The sequence below is a fragment of the Porphyrobacter sp. GA68 genome (genome assembly GCF_022605525.1).
Taxonomy (GTDB): domain Bacteria; phylum Pseudomonadota; class Alphaproteobacteria; order Sphingomonadales; family Sphingomonadaceae; genus Qipengyuania_B.
Genome location: NZ_JAKQYJ010000001.1, coordinates 16,856 through 33,210 on the forward strand (window position 1 = coordinate 16,856; position 16,355 = coordinate 33,210).

General features: G+C 62.4%; 16 protein-coding genes. 6 read left to right on the plus strand and 10 right to left on the minus strand.

Annotated elements, in window-relative coordinates:
* Positions 1 to 5 precede the first annotated feature (5 nt).
* Positions 6 to 899: a nucleoside triphosphate pyrophosphohydrolase family protein gene (locus LHJ54_RS00095; protein ID WP_228241458.1), complete on the plus strand. Its 894-nt coding sequence runs from the start codon at positions 6 to 8 to the stop codon at positions 897 to 899.
* Here the strand turns inward: LHJ54_RS00095 and acpS are convergent.
* Genes acpS through LHJ54_RS00110 form a run of 3 tightly spaced genes read right to left on the minus strand, consistent with a single transcriptional unit; the run spans position 881 to position 2,993 of the window.
* Positions 881 to 1,276, minus strand: coding sequence for a holo-ACP synthase (acpS, locus tag LHJ54_RS00100; protein WP_228241459.1), 396 nt, complete (start codon positions 1,274 to 1,276; stop codon positions 881 to 883). The genes LHJ54_RS00095 and acpS overlap by 19 nt on opposite strands.
* Positions 1,273 to 2,340 carry a nucleotidyl transferase AbiEii/AbiGii toxin family protein gene (locus LHJ54_RS00105; protein ID WP_241721410.1) on the minus strand — a complete coding sequence of 356 codons (1,068 nt, stop codon included), beginning with the start codon at positions 2,338 to 2,340 and terminating at the stop codon, positions 1,273 to 1,275. The genes acpS and LHJ54_RS00105 overlap by 4 nt, the downstream gene beginning before the upstream one ends.
* On the minus strand, positions 2,337 to 2,993 hold the full coding sequence (locus tag LHJ54_RS00110; protein WP_228241465.1) for a DUF6088 family protein: 657 nt from the start codon (positions 2,991 to 2,993) through the stop codon (positions 2,337 to 2,339). Before LHJ54_RS00110 ends, LHJ54_RS00105 begins: the two co-directional genes overlap by 4 nt.
* Before the next feature lie 98 nt (positions 2,994 to 3,091).
* Between LHJ54_RS00110 and LHJ54_RS00115 the strand changes: the two genes are divergently transcribed.
* From LHJ54_RS00115 to LHJ54_RS00130, 4 genes are all read left to right on the plus strand, one after another.
* A complete protein-coding gene (locus LHJ54_RS00115) occupies positions 3,092 to 3,928 on the plus strand; it encodes a deoxycytidine triphosphate deaminase (protein ID WP_228241466.1) in 837 nt (278 codons plus the stop codon).
* Positions 3,929 to 4,351 (plus strand): hypothetical protein, encoded by a 423-nt coding sequence (locus LHJ54_RS00120; protein ID WP_228241467.1) that lies wholly within the window; start codon positions 3,929 to 3,931, stop codon positions 4,349 to 4,351.
* A 141-nt stretch (positions 4,352 to 4,492) separates the two neighbouring features.
* A complete protein-coding gene (locus tag LHJ54_RS00125) occupies positions 4,493 to 5,242 on the plus strand; it encodes a hypothetical protein (RefSeq protein ID WP_228241468.1) in 750 nt (249 codons plus the stop codon).
* Positions 5,243 to 5,581: 339 nt separating this feature from the next.
* Positions 5,582 to 9,046 (plus strand): DNA methyltransferase, encoded by a 3,465-nt coding sequence (locus LHJ54_RS00130; protein ID WP_228241469.1) that lies wholly within the window; start codon positions 5,582 to 5,584, stop codon positions 9,044 to 9,046.
* Positions 9,047 to 9,186: 140 nt separating this feature from the next.
* Here the strand turns inward: LHJ54_RS00130 and LHJ54_RS00135 are convergent, their stop codons facing one another.
* The 4 genes from LHJ54_RS00135 to LHJ54_RS00145 form a co-directional block, all read right to left on the minus strand.
* Positions 9,187 to 9,822, minus strand: a complete 636-nt coding sequence (locus LHJ54_RS00135; protein ID WP_228241471.1) for a S24 family peptidase — start codon at positions 9,820 to 9,822, stop codon at positions 9,187 to 9,189.
* A 306-nt stretch (positions 9,823 to 10,128) separates the two neighbouring features.
* Positions 10,129 to 10,332 carry a hypothetical protein gene (locus LHJ54_RS12730; RefSeq protein ID WP_373457039.1) on the minus strand — a complete coding sequence of 68 codons (204 nt, stop codon included), beginning with the start codon at positions 10,330 to 10,332 and terminating at the stop codon, positions 10,129 to 10,131.
* Positions 10,329 to 10,463 (minus strand): hypothetical protein, encoded by a 135-nt coding sequence (locus tag LHJ54_RS00140; RefSeq protein ID WP_277754005.1) that lies wholly within the window; start codon positions 10,461 to 10,463, stop codon positions 10,329 to 10,331. The genes LHJ54_RS12730 and LHJ54_RS00140 overlap by 4 nt, the downstream gene beginning before the upstream one ends.
* Positions 10,460 to 11,068, minus strand: a complete 609-nt coding sequence (locus LHJ54_RS00145; protein ID WP_228241472.1) for a thermonuclease family protein — start codon at positions 11,066 to 11,068, stop codon at positions 10,460 to 10,462. Before LHJ54_RS00145 ends, LHJ54_RS00140 begins: the two co-directional genes overlap by 4 nt.
* Positions 11,069 to 11,198: 130 nt before the next feature.
* Here LHJ54_RS00145 and LHJ54_RS00150 point away from each other — a divergent pair, with 130 nt between their 5' ends.
* Entirely contained in the window at positions 11,199 to 11,408 is a 210-nt protein-coding gene (locus tag LHJ54_RS00150; protein WP_228241473.1) for a hypothetical protein, read from the plus strand.
* Between the two features lie 7 nt (positions 11,409 to 11,415).
* On the opposite strand, the gene LHJ54_RS00155 is transcribed toward LHJ54_RS00150, so the two are convergent.
* From LHJ54_RS00155 to LHJ54_RS00165, 3 genes are read right to left on the minus strand one after another with little or no spacing between them, the layout of a single operon-like run.
* Positions 11,416 to 14,118 (minus strand): conjugal transfer protein TraG N-terminal domain-containing protein, encoded by a 2,703-nt coding sequence (locus LHJ54_RS00155; protein ID WP_228241474.1) that lies wholly within the window; start codon positions 14,116 to 14,118, stop codon positions 11,416 to 11,418.
* Positions 14,119 to 14,131: 13 nt separating this feature from the next.
* Positions 14,132 to 15,580 (minus strand): conjugal transfer protein TraH, encoded by a 1,449-nt coding sequence (locus LHJ54_RS00160; protein WP_228241475.1) that lies wholly within the window; start codon positions 15,578 to 15,580, stop codon positions 14,132 to 14,134.
* A complete protein-coding gene (locus LHJ54_RS00165) occupies positions 15,570 to 16,328 on the minus strand; it encodes a conjugal transfer protein TraF (RefSeq protein ID WP_228244239.1) in 759 nt (252 codons plus the stop codon). Before LHJ54_RS00165 ends, LHJ54_RS00160 begins: the two co-directional genes overlap by 11 nt.
* Positions 16,329 to 16,355 lie beyond the last annotated feature (27 nt).

A 16,355-nucleotide genomic window follows, 5' to 3' on the forward strand; every position in this document is an offset into this window, starting at 1 on the left:
AGGATATGGCAATCGACTTCAAGACATATCAGGAGCAGGCCCTGCTGACCGACCAGGTCCCGGGCTCTAGCGAGGATGCGGTCCTCAACGCGTTGATCGTGCCAATGCTTGGTTTGGCTGGTGAAACCGGCCAGCTTCTCAGCGAATACAAGAAGCACCTTCGCGACGGGGAAGCGCACCGCCTCTTCAAGGATCGTGTGGGTGAAGAACTAGGCGATCTTCTCTGGTATATTGCCAACGTCGCCAGCAAGTTCGACCTGGATCTGGGGCTGATTGCGCAACAGAACCTCGACAAGGTGCAGGCACGCTTTGCTCCTGCCAGTAGCGAAGCCCCGCAGCTCGATTCCGGATTTCCCGATACCGAGCGGTTCCCTCGTCAGATGACTGTGCGACTGGCCGAAGAGCCCGGTTCGAGTGAGCGTCCGAAGGTCCGGATGTCGGTCGACGGGGAAGAGATCGGGTGCCTGCTCGGTGACAATTCCTATGATCCCGACGGCTATCGCTTTCACGACGTTTTCCATCTTGCCTATGCCGCGTTCCTTGGTTGGTCGCCGAACCTGCGGGCGTTCCTAAAGCGCAAGCGCAAGAGCCATCCGTTGCTCGAAGAAGTCGAGGACGGTGGCCGCGCGCGCATCATCGAGGAAGGCGTCTCCGCGCTGGCATTTAATTATGCGCGCGTCCACAGCTTCCTCGAAGGCATCAGCGAGGTCGATTACGGCTTGCTTCGCACGATCCAAAGCATGACCTCGCATCTCGAAGTGGGGCAAGCGACCGCGGCCGACTGGGAACGCGCTATCCTTGAGGGATTTGCGGTGTGGCGCCAGGTTCTCGCCAATAAGGGCGGCGAAATTTTCGTCGACCTCGACGCACGTGCGATCCGCTATCTGGGTGCACCCTGATCGCCGAGACCGATCACGCTGGCGACCGCTATATCGCCTTCGTGTGCCGTGCTCACCAGCCAGGATTGGATACCGAGCGCAGCGGCCCGGCGCTCCGCCTCGTCATGCAGCACAATGGTGGGCGCGCCCGAGGGCAGCTTGACAACTTCGATGCTGAGGAAGCCAACGCCTTCGGCAAAGCCCGTGCCGAGCGCTTTCATGACCGCTTCCTTGACGGCGAGCCGACCGGACAGACGCGCCGCACGGTCTTGCCCAGCCCCGACCGCTTCTTGTTCCTGGGTCGTGAAACAGCGAGTCAGAAACTGATCGGTCGGATCGTGCAGTAAAGCAGTGGTGTGGGGAATATCGACGAGGTCGATGCCGTGTGCGAGAATCACGAGGGCGATCCATTCAAGGTGCACTCAAGGTCATCGACACTGGCGAGCACGGCCTCGAAGGACGGCACCTCCCCGAAAATCATGCCCGCCATGGCGTCGTAATCGCGGCGCAAGTCGACGGTCATTGCGTCGGTCGGATTGAGCGAGAAGCTACCTGGTTGGGCATGAGCGAGATCGAGATCGCGACTGTTGAAGAACATTCGGGCATGTGCAACGCAATCGCGGCCGAGATCCGGATTGGCGAGCGCCGCGGCTCCCGCTCCGGCGGCTATCAGCTGATGTACGTCGTAGTAGTGGCGCGAGACACGCTGTCCTCCTGCTCGCAGGACCTGGCGTGCGTCGAACCAGCGTCGCAGCCCGTGCAGGATCACCACCTTGTCCCAAAAGGTCCGCTCCGCATTTACGATCGTCACATCGGCGACTGTGAGATCAAGGTCCGGTAGGTCCGGGGCGAGATAGGGCGTGATGGTGTGCTGCGCGTGCGGATCGAGCGCGGACTTGGCGCCCGATTCGATCTTTACGGCCTTGCGAATATAGCCATCTGACGCTTCTGTGGCGCTCGGATACCAGAGCAGCAGGCTTTGACGGCTTTCATCGTCTGTATCGAGCTCGACTCTTCCGGCGGCGGTCTCTCCGTCTGCCGCTGCCACCGCCTCGGCGAGCGTTGTCGAGAGTTGGGCGAGAAGTTCGCCGGCGACGAACGCTTGGCACGCGCCTTTGATCGCATCGAGCTTGGCCTGGCGCTGCTTTCCCGACATTGCTTCCAGCGCTTCGACGCTGGCTTCCTCGCCAATGTCCTCGCGAAACACGGTGATGTCGATGTCTTCGGAGAAACGTTCGATGAGGCCGAAGCCTTTGGAAAGCGACGTTCCACCCTTGAACAGAAAGCGGGGCCCCTGCGATGCTGGCCCATTGAACAATGCATCAAGCGTCCAGCAGACCCAGAAATCCTTCTCGATGTTCTGGGGCGCAGTGCCCAGGCGCTGTCCTGCACCAACGAACAGATCGCGCCTGTCGTTCACGGTGGCAGCGAGAACCTGAGCATAGGCAGTGTTCATCGTCATGAGCGAGGTGGCTTTCGGCGACTGGGCATCGTGTCGCGCAGGATCTGTTGCATCCATGCTGGAAGAGCGAGCAGATCGGTTGAGAGATCGTCGACAATCGCTGCACCATGGTCAGGATCGGCAAACAGGCTGCGCAAGCGCTTGGCAACAGCCGGGTCGGTATCGCCTCCTGCATCGTGAAGCCAGTGCAATGCCTGCACGACGCGCATGCCAGGACGGCCAGCCCAATAGAGACGGCTCGGCGCGGTCGTCTTGAAGTCGATCTGCAGGTTGCCGAGCTTGATTGGTTTGAGGCGGGCATCGGTGTGAACCCCGATCCGCGCCGGGACTGCGTCCGACAGGCCAAGATCGTTCGCCGCGGTCATGCCGTCGACAAGAATTCGAGCTTGGTCGCGGCGTGCCAAGGCGTCGACGACCGAGCGAGGGTCAGGATGGGTCGGCTTGCCGGTGAGGTTGTTGCGCTGCGGCTTGTCGTAGAGACCGCGCGCGATGCGTCGTATATCGCCGCTGCGTGCCAGGCGATGAAGAACTTGATCAACAGCCTCCCGTGATCCGAGATCGAGAAAGTCGCGCGGGGTCCAAACCGACGGGTTGCTGCCGTCGGCCATCCGGTCCGTTATAGCGGCTTTGAGGTCGAGGCCGGGTCCGCGCATGCTGGTTCCTTTGTCAGATGCATGTATACACCGTTCTGACAAATCGGAAAGTTGGTTTGTCAGATTCGTGTAGCGTATTTCTGACAAATGGGGGCAAAATGGAGCCGGTCGGATTCTGGAGCGGGGAAACGCTGGCAGAGCGTCTCTCGAGTCTCATAACGCCGTTCGACGAGGACTGTGTAGACTGCTCGGCCTACACCTTGCACATGGGTCGGGAGGTCTACGTTTCGCCCAACGACCAGACCGAAGACCCGCAGAGCGTCACAATCCGTCAGCTCAACGACAACCAAGCCTTCACCATTCCTCCCGGTCAGTTCGGCTTTCTCCTGACCGAGGAAATCGTCGAGATTCCCGACGATGCGCTGGGCTTCATTTCGATCAAGGCGAAAATCAAATGGCGCGGCCTGATCAACGTATCGGGTTTCCACGTCGACCCGGGCTTCAAGGGGCGCCTTATCTTCTCGGTTTACAACGCGGGGCCGGTACCGGTCCATCTGCGGCAGGGCCAGCCGATGTTTCTTCTCTGGCTATCGAACCTCGATCGCAAGACGAAGCGCGGACGAAAGACCGCGGTTCAACTCACGTTCCCTCCGGATTTGATCCCGGGGATCTCGGGAGAACTGCAGTCGCTTGCCGGCATTAACAAGAAGATCAAGGACGTCGACAAGGATCTGACCGGCCGCATCCACACCATCGAACGAGAGCAAACCTATTACCGCGTGATCGCGCTCATTCTCATGCTAGTCGTCGGCGCGATGCTCGCGAATTGGGTCCGCGAGGGGGGACTTCAGCGCTTGTTCGCCCCGCCGACGGCCATTGAGGTTCAGGCGGGCATCGAGAATGGCGGCAGCTTACCTACACCCGATCCTGCCCAAGCGAATGACGCCGGCGCCCCCGGAAGCCCCACACCCGCAGCCGACGGCACTGCTCGATAGATGCAATTGCTGAGGCCGGCGACGCTTGACGAACTCGCGCCCTACCTTTCAAAATTTCTGGCTCTTGTAGGTCGCGAGCGCTGGTTCAAGCGCGCCGACCAACTCGATGCGGAACAGCAACGGTCTGCATACCGATCGAAGATTGTGGCCGACTATCACTGGCTCGAACTCGCCATCAGCCACCAATGCGATATTCTCGCCAAGGAACGCCGGCTCCTTCCCCGATATGCCGATATGCAGGCCTGGGCCGGGCTTCACTTCGCGGCAACGGTCGTCGAAGTCCACGCCTCACTCAGCGCCCAAGGCAAGCAATCGCTCGCCGGGCGTCTTCGGGACGCGCTGAAAGCAGAAACCGGCCTTGCCGCCCTCTATCTCGAGATGGATATCGCACAGCGTCTCGCGATCGATGGCTTCGAGCTTTAATTTCCCGATCTCGACAACACAGGCCAATGCGATCTCGCATTTTCCCGCGCCACGGTCAGTGGTGAAGTCGAATGCAAGAGCATCTCTGCCGACGCGGGGCGGAAAATCCACCGCAAGGACTTCTATCGCTTTATTCAGGCGATGACCCCTGCCTTCTCGAGCCCGATCGAACAGTCGCGCAGCGAAGTTCTCCTTATCGACCTCGAGGACCGGTTATCCGCCAATCTGCAGGCTCAAAGGCCACTGCGCCGGTCAACGATGGACATGCTGCTGAATGGACAAGCCGATAATGCTGCGGAGTCATCGTTCACCGTCACGAGGATTGCTCTCGATCAAGAGTTGCGAAACGAGGTCATGGCTGACCAGGCAGGCATGAGCGCAATCTGCCGCCAACGATGGGGGCAAAATTGTCATGCCGCCGGCGCCATCACCGAAGACGGCGGATGCCTGATAGTGATGCGCAGCCAGAAAGACGATGATCCTTCCAAGCCTCTTCTCGCGGCGATGCGCAAAGCAGCGAGCCAGTTCTCAGGCGAACGACCGGCGTTCATAGCCGTACAGTTCGATGAAATCGCCCCTGCCGACCTAATGTTGCCGCATGTCCGCCGACGCGCGGGACTGCTCTCCCATGCGCTCTTCCAGCATTATGGCGAGCGCCACGTCAGTGCGGTGTGCTTTAGCTGCTTTGACGGCCTGGTGCGGTATGAAGGGAACGCCTCGTCGCCGGGCTTCGCCGTGCCTAACCTCAATCCGCAATTTCCGCTCGGCGCGACCGACGTCCCCACCTTTCTTCGCCAAATTCCTGATCGAATTTTCGCCGACATCATCGGAGCGCCACTTCCGGCTCCAGATATCTCGACCATTCACTTTGACGCGTCGGCTTCCGACTAAATTCAAATTCGCCCATATCGAGCTAGGACGGAGGGCGGCTCCTTAACCGGTGCCCCGCACCGAAAGTGCCAGTTTACAACCGGCTCAGGAGGAGCAAAATTCGCCGCGTGAACTAACGGTCGGTTTCAGGGGCCAATCGCAGTGCCTCGAACGACAGCTCTGCCAGCGGCTGCTGACCTTGGCGTTCCTACGATCGAACGGCAGCTTCGCTAATTGTACCGACTATAACCGGACAGGCCGGAGTCGGCCTAAATCAGCCGCGATGCTGTGCGCCGATTGCCGTCGGTGTCGGCCCTTTTCTTTTCCGAAGCCTACCCCCAATGTGCTCACGGAGGGCAAATGGACGCTGACGAATTCATCGCCAAGTGGCAGGTTTCAGGTGGCAATGAGCGCGCGAACACGCAGCTGTTCGTGACCGACCTGTGCGCGCTGCTCGGCGTCGACCAGCCACAGCCGACGCAGAGCGATACCGTGCGCAACGACTACGTGTTCGAGCGCCACGTGGTAAAAGCCGAGATCGACGGTACTACCTCCAATGGCTGGATCGACCTCTATAAACGTAACTGCTTCATCCTCGAAGCTAAGCAGGGCAGCGCTGCAGACACCAAGGCGGTGGACGAGGGCCAGGGCGATGCATTGCGCGACCTCTTCGGCCAAACCGCCGCCGAGCGCTTCAAGCGCGGCATGGCGAAGCGCGGCACTGAGCAATGGACTGGTGCCATGCTGCGCGCCGCCGGCCAGGCTGATGGTTATGCCCGTGCTCTTCCCGAAGGTCACGGCTGGCCGCCGTTCCTGCTGGTGAGTGATATCGGCTATTGCATCGACGTCTATGCCAACTTCGCCTGCGATGGGCGGCCTTACGTCCCGTTCCCGGACCGCCGGCGGTTCCGAAACACGCTGGAGGACTTGCGCGACGAAGACGTACGCACGCGACTGGCGGCGATCTGGACCGCCCCCATGTCGCTCGACCCTTCAGCCGAGGCGGCGCGAGTCACGCGCGAGGTGGCCAACCATCTCGCCGCCCTGGCCAAGGATATTGAGGCGCGCGAGCAGAACCCCGACCGCGTCGCCGCCTTCCTGATGCGCCTGTTGTTCACGATGTTCGCCGAGGACACGCGCCTGATCCCGAAGAAGAGCTTCAGTGCGCTGCTGGCGAAGGTGCGCGACCGACCCGAAAACCTGCCGCCGCAACTCACCGATCTTTGGAAGGCGATGGACGCAGGACGTTTTACCGGCGCGCTAGGCGAAGCGGGCGAGACCGTGCGCCGGTTCAACGGCTACCTGTTCAAGGACACCACGGCGATCGCGCTAACCACGGGCGAGATCGACGTGCTGATCGAGGCGGCCAAGGCCGACTGGCGGCAGGTCGAACCGGCGATCTTCGGCACCCTGCTCGAACGCGCGCTCAACCCGAAGGAGCGGGCTAAGCTTGGCGCACACTACACCCCGCGCGCCTACGTCGAGCGCTTGGTCGGACCAACGATCATGGAGCCGCTGCGCGAGGACTGGCTCGGCGCCCGCACGGCAGCGATGGAAGCGGCCGAGGCCGGCGACCGGGAGAAGGCGCGGCGGCTCGTCGAGGCGTTCCATGGGCAGCTGGCGCAGACCAAGGTGCTCGATCCCGCCTGCGGCACGGGCAATTTCCTCTACGTCGCAATGGCGCGGATGAAGGAGCTCGAAGGTGAAGTGCTCGAGCTACTCGAGGAACTAGGCGACGAGCGCTACCTTGCCGAGCTGTCCGGCCACACGATCACCCCGGAGAACTTCCTCGGTATCGAGATCAACCCGCGCGCGGCGGAGATCGCCCAGCTGGTGCTGTGGATCGGCTATCTCCAATGGCACTTCCGGGTGAACGGCGAGGATCGAATGCCGGAGCCGCCGGTGCTGCGCGACGTAAAGACCATCGAGTGCAGGGATGCGCTGATTGAGTGGGATAGGCGCGAGCTGGTGCGCGACGAAGACGGTGTGCCAGTCACGCGTTGGGACGGCGAGACGATGAAGAGGCACCCCATGACCGGCAAGCATGTGCCCGATGAGACGGCGCGGGTCGAGGTTTGGCGCTACGTCAACCCGAAGTCGGCGAAGTGGCCTATGGCAGACTTCATCGTCGGGAATCCGCCATTCATCGGAAACAAGCGGATGCGGGACCGCCTAGGTGACGGGTATATGGACGCGCTATTTCGCGTCTCCTCCATCCCGGAATCCTCAGACTTCGTTATGTACTGGTGGGACAAGGCCGCTGATAGCGTGCGGAAGCACCAAGCCAGAGCATTTGGTCTAATCACAACCAATTCCCTGCATCAAACCTTCAATCGACAGGTCCTCAGCCCGCACTTGAATGCCAAAGATCCGCTGTCGCTTTCATTCGCGATCCCGGACCATCCTTGGGTGGATGAAAAGGGCTCCGCTGCCGTTCGAGTGGCGCTGACTGCTGGGCGGGCAGGCTCGGGTGCGGGACGGCTGTTGAAGGTTCTTCCCGGATCTTGGCCGGTCGGATTAGAGGAGTTTCAAGGAACTCTCGGCGTAATTGCCGCGAACCTGAGCGTCGGACCGGCGCTCACTGAGACAAAACAGCTCAAGAGCAACCGCGGCCTGGCATCGCTTGGTGCGACACTGGTAGGACAAGGCTTCTTGCTTGAGCCCGAAGAGTTAAGTGACCTCTTAACCCACGAACCCGCCGCTCGGTCGGTCGTCCGCCCTTATCTTAGCGGGCGCGACGTCGCCGGTGGGGATAGGGGTCGTTTCGTTCTCGATACTTTTGAGTGGACTGAAGCGAATCTGCGGGAACAGCTTCCACGTGTCTACGACAGGTTGCTCAACTCGGTTCGACCTACGCGACTGGAAAACAAGCGCCAAAGTTACCGCGATAAATGGTGGATTCACGCGGAGCCTCGATCAGAAATCCGCAAGGCGCTCCGAGGACTCGACCGCTTTATCGCGACGGTTAGGACCGCGAAACACCGAACCTTCATTTTCGTCCCGTCGGAAACGCTTCCAGAGGCAAGAATCGTCGCAATCGCACTGGAAGACGCATTCTGGCTGGGTGTGCTCTCCAGCCGAACTCATTCGGTATGGGCAATCGCTTGGGGTGCGCGTCAAGGCGTAGGCAACGACCTCAATTACAATGTCGGAGAATGCTTCGACCCCTTCCCATTCCCAGACACCTCCGACGAAACGCTCAAGGCCCGCATGCGCGACGCGGCCGAGAAGCTCGACGCCTTGCGCAAGGACGTACTGGCGCGGCACGAAGACCTGACGTTGACCAAACTCTACAACACGCTCGAAACGCTGCGCGCGGCCGAGGCGGCGGGGACGGTGCTGTCCGACAAGGAGCGCGACGTGGCGGAGCGCGGCTGCGTTTCGCTGATCCGGCAGTACCATGACGAAATAGACGCGGCGGTGGCCGAGACATACGGCTGGCCGGCCAATCTAACCGACGTGGAAATCCTAGAACGGCTCGTCGCGCTCAACAAGGAGCGGGCGGCGGAGGAATCCAAGAGCAAGGTTCGCTGGCTGCGGCCCGAGTTCCAGGCGCCCGCATACGTCGCGCCCGCGGAACAGGCGGCGTTGGCGCTGCCCCAGGCGGAAAAGCCGGGCATCGAAATCCTCGAGTGGCCCGGGGCATTGCCCGAGCAGGTGGTAGTGGTGGCGGGCGTGGTTGCGCGCGCGGAAAAACCCCTCGGTGCGGGAGAAGTCGCGCGGGCTTTCAGAGGCAAGCGTGCGGCCACGGTGGTGCCGGTGCTCGATGCGTTGGCGGGCATGGGCCGGGTGCGCAAACTGCAGGATGGCCGCTACGCGGCGTGAGCCCTCCCTACCCACATAGCGGCTAACCGATCAGGAGAGCCGAAGTGGGCAATCTTTCAAGCGGAGGCTGCAAAGGGCTGGCTTTCGGGATCGTGAGCCAACGTCAGACCGGGCGGTCCCGGCCCATCCTGCCGTACAAGCTAGAGCGCCCGCCCAAACCAGATCACCCGCCCGACCACGTGTACCTCTGAGCGGGCCATGTCGCTCCAGGTCGGGTATGCAGGATTGTCGCTGGCGATCGTAATCTGCTTGCCTCCTGGCTTGATGGCGACGCGTTTCACCACAAGTGCGTCGTCAGCGCGCAGGACGTAGATCCCATCGCGCAGCCGCGAAGCGTGGTCGGACGCATCGACCAGCACTTCATCGCCGTCACTCAGGGTGGGCTCCATGGAATCGCCCATCACGCGCACGATCGACAGGCTGGCGCTTTTTGCCGACGTCAGACTACGGAGCCAGCGCTCATCGAACCCGAAGCGGGTTTGCGCAGTCTCGCTTGCCGCCACCGCGCCGAATCCCGCGGAAGCCTCGACATCCAGAACGGGGATTTCAACGAGGCCGTCCCACACGACGTTAGCCGGACCGCCGAAGACCTGCTCATCGACGCCGAAGAAGCTCGCCAGGATCTTGCGGTCTGCATCGTCGAGCTTGCGGGGCGAGCCCCGCTTGATGAATTGCTGGATGTAGCTGGCATTGCGCCCCAGCAGCCTCGAGATCGAAGCATAACCATATTTGTGCTTCTGGATCAGCCGGTCGAGCTCTTCCCTGACATTCTCCATGGTCAGTCCTCTATGTTTCTCGTCGGGTATAGGATTCTTCCTAGACTCACAAAACTCTTCCTAGTAGGAACATAACAGGAACACAAGGATGATGTGAGTCGAGGCGAGGAGCGATGACGTTGTTGGACCGGATCGAGATACATCTCATCAAGCACCGCATTTCCGCGACACGCTTCGGCCGCCGCGCTGTCGGTGACCCGAGGTTCGTGCTCGACCTCAGAATGGGGAGGCGCCCCAGACGACGCACTCTTGAAAGGTTGAATGCCTATCTCGATCGGATCGAACGCGGCGGTGAAGGAAAAGGCCTTACGAGGACGGATCGTCTTCCTGCCGGTCCGCGAGCCTGTCAAAGCGGCGAGCAACCTCCTGCCACAGCCGAGTCCCGTCCTTTTCACCGCATCGAGCAAGGGCGTCTATTCTCTCGGCAATGAAAGAAGGCCCGCGATTGCCGTGTGCCTTCTCAACCCAAAGCGCCACGCCCCACAGTTCCTGATCTCGCGTGAGCGTCATACCAGCCAACCAGCAGCGCCCACGATCGCCAACAGAGTCGCTGCCCCGATCAGCCAAGCTTCAAGATGGAGTTTCCAGTCGTTCGCTTCATCCTCGGCGCGCTCTTCGTCGGTCTGCCAATCGCGCATCAACACCACGACTCCCGCCGACCGGTCCAGGTGCGGGCCAGGTTTTCCGATACGAGCTGATCACCTAACGACCGGCCGCTTCGGATCATGACGCGAAGCTTGCGTCCATACCGGTCTTCGTCGCGGTTTCCGATGGAGCGCAGTTCGAACTCGCCTCCGTTGAGCAGCACGACGAGGCGATCGCGCGCACGAATTCCTCTCTCGTATTCGGCATTGCATTGCGGCGAGGAAATCTCCGGCGTGTCTATATCGGCAATGCGGATCTTTACGCCCTCGAGCCAGATCGTGTCGCCATCGACCACGCACGTCTTTCGGATCGTGCCGCACACGGCAAAGGTGTGCGCCGCTGTGGCTTGCGCGCTAGCCGTACTGGCCGGCCAATTGGTTCCGACGAGCCCGCCAATAGCTCCCGCCAGCAGGCCACCGCCAACGAGCATCGCGAGCGAGCGGCGCTTCGTCCGCTTCTGCCGACGTAACTTCTGGCCGAAGTCGAAGCTCAGCGCACCCGGTTTGCTGTCGCACTGCGTCTTTGATCTGCGCCGGAACATCATGCCGAGGCCAGACAGGTTGTGATGAGGGCCGCGCGTTTCATCCTGATTGTCTGCCATCACCGATGAAAAGGGCCAAGTCCTGCATGTCGTATTTCCGAAGCATTTGGGTTAAGCTGCTGGCAGCACTTCTCCAACGCCGTTTCGAGAGAGCAGAGACGGCGGCGCTGGTTTGTGAAGGAGTTGGTCGATGAGTGATCCAGACAAATCCCAGAGCGCCGACGGCCAGGATTGGCGGGGCTTTCGCGAGGTCGACCGGGCCATCGCCGAAAACCGGTTGACGGCTTACACCTGGAAGAAGACCTGGGCGGACCCGTTGGGTCGAGCCATTATGCTGCTCGTCTTCGCGCTATTGGCCGGTTTTCTGATTTTCGTACTTCTGTACGATTTCATCCTTTGATGCGCCGCTACCACTTTTTCACGTCATCAGCGGCTTCGGCGGAAGCGCCTCGCGCGTTCCGGGTGCGGCCACCAAGATAATCCGTCATGCTATCCAGGCGTTGACCGCCTCGACTTTGAACTCGCTCGACCTCCCACTCAATCGCCTCGCGCTCACTGGATGGGCTTGGCAGAGCGCCGGGAACGCCTCCCAACTCGACTGAGCCTCGCACATCGCCGGAGGAACTTACGCCCGGGCGTGCGACTGGCGCAAAGGGAGGCAGGACTAGCTCGTCGGCGATCTCGCCATGCAGCCGATCCGCGTAGCTTTCAACGAAGCGCGCCTGCAATTGCTGGCCTTGTACGCTCATCTGGAACTCGATGTCATCGAAGTGCGCAGGGCCGTAGTAGTCCCGGTTGACTTCGATCTCGGCCATGCCCCACTCGCGATAGGCCTGGCTGAGATTGAGGGATCCCGCCGCACTGGCGCTTTCGTACCAGCTCGCCTGGTTCTCGAGCCGGCTGGCAAGCTCTTCGGCGCGGCGTGCCTCGACGGTGTAGCTTTGCGCCTCGGTGAGCGAGGTGGTAACGCCCGCGGCGCTGCTCGAGACCAGCGCTTCAGAGCTCGCACTCGTCTCGCGCAGGAAGCCCTCGCGCGTGGTCGACCAGTTCTGACTCTCGGAGATCTGCCTGAGCGCGCCGAGCAGCCGCGACCGGTCCTCGGAAGCGATGCCGATGTCGCTGTCGGTCCAGCTCTGGTTGCGGCCGCCTCTTGCTTTGCCTCCCAGCTCAACTGGACCGACTTTCCCTCCAACCCCAGCTGTTGCTTCGCCATTGAGGAACCATGAGACGGTGATGTCGTCCGCCGCGCGGCGCGACAGGCCGAATTGCTGCTGAAGCGTGCGGGATGCGTTGTCGACCTGGCTGAACACGCTGCCGATACTGTCGCTGCTCGCGGTTCCGCTGACGCTCTCGTTCGAGCGGCTCGCCGACCATGCGTCGCGGAGTTCGTGGAATCGGGTGACCGCCGAACTCGTCGATTGCTGGGCAAGGTTGGAGAAGGTCTCGCTCTGCCCGCGGCTCTGGCTTGCCATGGTCGAGAGCCTGCCGCTGAAATCCTGTCCCAGCGTCGGGCTGAAGGGATAGCTCGATGTCGGCACATGCGCGAACTCGGCGCCGGGGAAGCTGGTCGTCTGCGTGCCGCTGTCGCCGAAGCTGCGCGTCTGGCCCGCGCCATAGGCGATATTGGGGGCAAGGTTGCCTTGTGCGAACTGGCGCGAGAACACGCTCGAATTGTCGATGTTCGAATTGCCGAGCGAGACGTTGCCTGTGCTCGCCTCGCGTGCGGCTTCCTCAGCTGCGTTCTGACTCGGATTAAGGTAGGAGGTCGCCTGGGTGGAGATGGCCATGGCGCCCTTGGCGACGCCGCCAGCGAGGAACGGCACCGAGGCGACGAGATAGCCGGCAAGCACGCCGATATCGCTGTTGACGTCGCTCATTCCGCCAAAGGTCGCCAGACTGAGCCCGGTGCTGCCGCTCGCGGCGGCGACATCGCTCGCGCCCTTGAACATCAGGATCATGTGCAGGATGACGAACAGCGGTCCCCAGGCGGCAAGATAGAAGAAGCCGGTGACGTAGCCTCTGAGAGCCAGCGGCCCGCTCCTGGGCATCAGGAACAGCGGGAAGAGAACCGGGAACAGCGCGTAGAACACGACGGTCAGCACGATGTTGAGGATCGGCACCCATTTCATGGCATTGTGCGCGATCGAGGAATACGTCCGCTCGGTTTGAATGTCGGCGCGGGTCTGGGCGAAGACGTCGACGCTGGTCGTGCCGCTCGCGCCAGCGAAGCCGTGCATAGCCTGGTTCATCGCATTGATGGTCAGGACCTGGCGGAAGATCGCGCTTGCGCTTTGCGAGACGCCGCTCAGATACTGATAGGCGACCGGCAGGTCGGCGAGAAGCTTGGCCTTGGCGAGCGCTTCGGTCTGGCGAGGGTAGAGCTGGCGGCCGGCGACCAGCGTCATCTCGTCGATGAGTTCCGCCCACTGGTTAGAGAGCGCGGTATAGGCTTCGCGGCAGGTGACGATCGAGGCGGTGACGCTGTCGTCGCCTTGGCGGGTGACGAACTTCTGTGCGCGCGCCGCGCTGCCCGGCGCGATGGTCGCCCAGATGTCACTGCTCTGCGACAGCTCCTTCAAAGAGTAGCGGCCGAGCAGCAGATCATAGAACACGCATTGCCGGACATGCTCGTCGAAATTGGCGGCGAACTCGGGATCGTTGATGCGCAGGGAGCGCGTCGCCTCAAGCAGCCGCGCACCGTAGATCATGCCGTTCTTCGAATAGTTGAGATCGTCGGGCAGGCCAAAGACGAGTTCGGCCGAACGCGTGAGATAGTCGCCGGCCTGGCTGGTGAAGCTCGCCATGAGCGCGAGCCCCAGCGGGACGTTTGCGACCGTGGCGGGAGCGAGTCCCGGATTGACGCGGTCGGTGACGTGCACGTCCATCCGCGGCACCATCAGGCACATGTAGATGAGCGTCGCGCCGAGGAACCAGTTGAGCCAGGCGCGCCAGTCCTGATTGAAGGCGAGCACGATCACGGCAAGCGCCATGCCCATGACCAGCGCGACCTGAATCAGGCTTTTGTAGCCGCCCGCACCGGTCCAGGCGGCGACTGCGTTCAGGACGTTGACGATGTATTCGCCGCCGCCGACCGTGAATATCTCGACCACTTGCCTTGATCCCTTACGGTACGATCGAGCGCGACTGCAGCCCGCGCGACCAGTCGAGCGCCGCAGCCATCGATGGTGACATCGAGGCGGCGAGCATGTTCTCGATCATCGCGGTCTTCTCGATGATCTGGACAATCGCGGTGATCCGCGCCTGCCCGTTGGCCTGCCGGTGCGCGAGCTGGCTGCGCACCTCCGCCACCTGCGCGCGCCACAGCGCGAGCTTGGCTTCGTCGGCGGCAATGAAGCTGGCCATCGAACGGCCGGCTTCGGAGACGATCCGCTCGAGGATCGCGTGGAGCAAATCGATGCTCGCGACTTCGGCGAGCGTCGCGCGGTCGTCGGTCGCCATGCCGCGTCCGAACGCCGCCTGCACGGTGAGGATCTTGTAGAGCGGCAGCGACGCGACCTGGAGCAGTTCCTTTTCGGCCTCGCCGATCGCGGTGTCGGTGCGGATCGCCTCGACCATGTTGCCGATCATCAGAGCGACGCGCGGGCGGATCGCCTTCGCGCTGGCAAGGCTCAACTGTTGGAAGCTCGGATTGAGGCACTGGTCGGGCTCGTCGCACCGGAAGACGCGCACGCTCTGGCCCTGCGTCCCGTCGAGCAGCGCGGTCACCAGCGTCGAGGAGGCGTCGCCCGCAAAGGGCACGAACTTGCCGGGCTCGTCGTCCTTGGGCGGCACATAGATCACCGTGCCGATCAGCGTCATCGCGTATTCGGCAAGCTCGCGGTCGAAGGTGCCCCCGGGATTGAAGAAGGCGCTCTGCTTGAGGACATGCCAGGTGTAGTTGCGCGCGACGCCGGGATTGACGTCCGCGAAGTCCTCGCCGCCGTTCTCGCTGGTCGAAGCGCGCTGCCCCCGGGTGCCGCAGCCATGCTTGGCCGCGGCATAATCGGTGAAGATACCTTCGGAATTGCCGATCGCTTCGCAGATCGCCTTGTCGGCGAGATCGCCCTTGGGCCAGATCCCCCCAACTAGGCCTTGCGCCATCTCGCAGGAGTTGATCGACAGCTCGTTCATGAGCTGTGCCTTCTGGCTGAACTCCTGCATGATCTTGTTGCACTCGGGGCAGATCGTGTCGATCGCGAGACTGAAGGCGAAGCCGACCGCGTTGTTGGCGACCGCCTTCAGCAGCGCGACCATCTCGCTGGCGTTGATGAAGGAAAAAGACCCGGCGAAGATGTCGATACCGCCGCACCCGGCTCGCGCGCGCGGCAGCTGGAGATTGGCGATGTTGGTCGTCTTCTGCGGAAAGCGCGTCCAGACATTGCCCATGCTGTAGTAGCCCGCCGACTGGCCTTCGAAGGCGCTCGGGCCGGTGACGTTCGCCGCCCCGCCCATGTCGTCCATGAACCGGTCCATGCTGTCGCCGACGTTTGCCGATGCGGGGGCGACAAGCGGGGCGGCGACCATGCTCGTGGCGGCCAGCGCAAGCGCAATGGTTCTGAGCCTAGTAATCATGTCCGGCTTCCTTCGAGGTGAGGAGATAGATGCGGTCCTGCAGCTCGTCGGCCGAGAGAACGCCGTAGCCGATCGGGATCGGGCGCTTTCCGACGCTGTCCCACAGGACCACCGCCGGGGTGATCCCGGGCTCGAGCCCCATGCGCGGCCGCTGGCCCTTCTCGACACTGTAGTTCGGGAAGTGCCGCGATGGCCCGCCATCGGTGGAGATCGCGCGCACGGTGATGCGCCAGCGTGAGGCGACCGCCTTGACGATCGGGCTCATGACCTCGCAGGCGCCGCAGGTCTGGGCGAAGAAATAGAACAGGCCGTAGCGTTCGGAGAGCCGGGCCATCGCGAGGTCGCGCTCGGCCGCGCGCGTGTCCTGCCACTGCTTCTTGGCCAGCGCGCCCACGGGACGTTCGAGCGTATAGTCGAGCGCCGGGTCCTGCCACAGCGCGCGCTGCCAGACGTCGGAGAACAGCGAGGCGCGGTCGAGCTGTTCTCGCTGGAAGCGGATGTAGGCGGCGACATTGTCGGGCGTGGGGCGAAGGATCGCCTGCGCCTTGAGTTCGCGTAAGGTCCCCGTGATCGCGTCGAGCTCTTCCGCGGCACTTGTCGCGGCCTGCGGCTGCGGCTCTGTCTCACGAGGCGCGGGCGCAGGCCTCACGCAGTAGAACCAGTAGCCGAGCTTGCGCTCCCCGCAGTAGAGGGCGTCGGCCGCGTCGCTTGCGGGATCTGCGTCCCGAGCCGCCAGCGGGCCAGCCATGAACAAGCCTGCAGCCGCGCAGAGCGC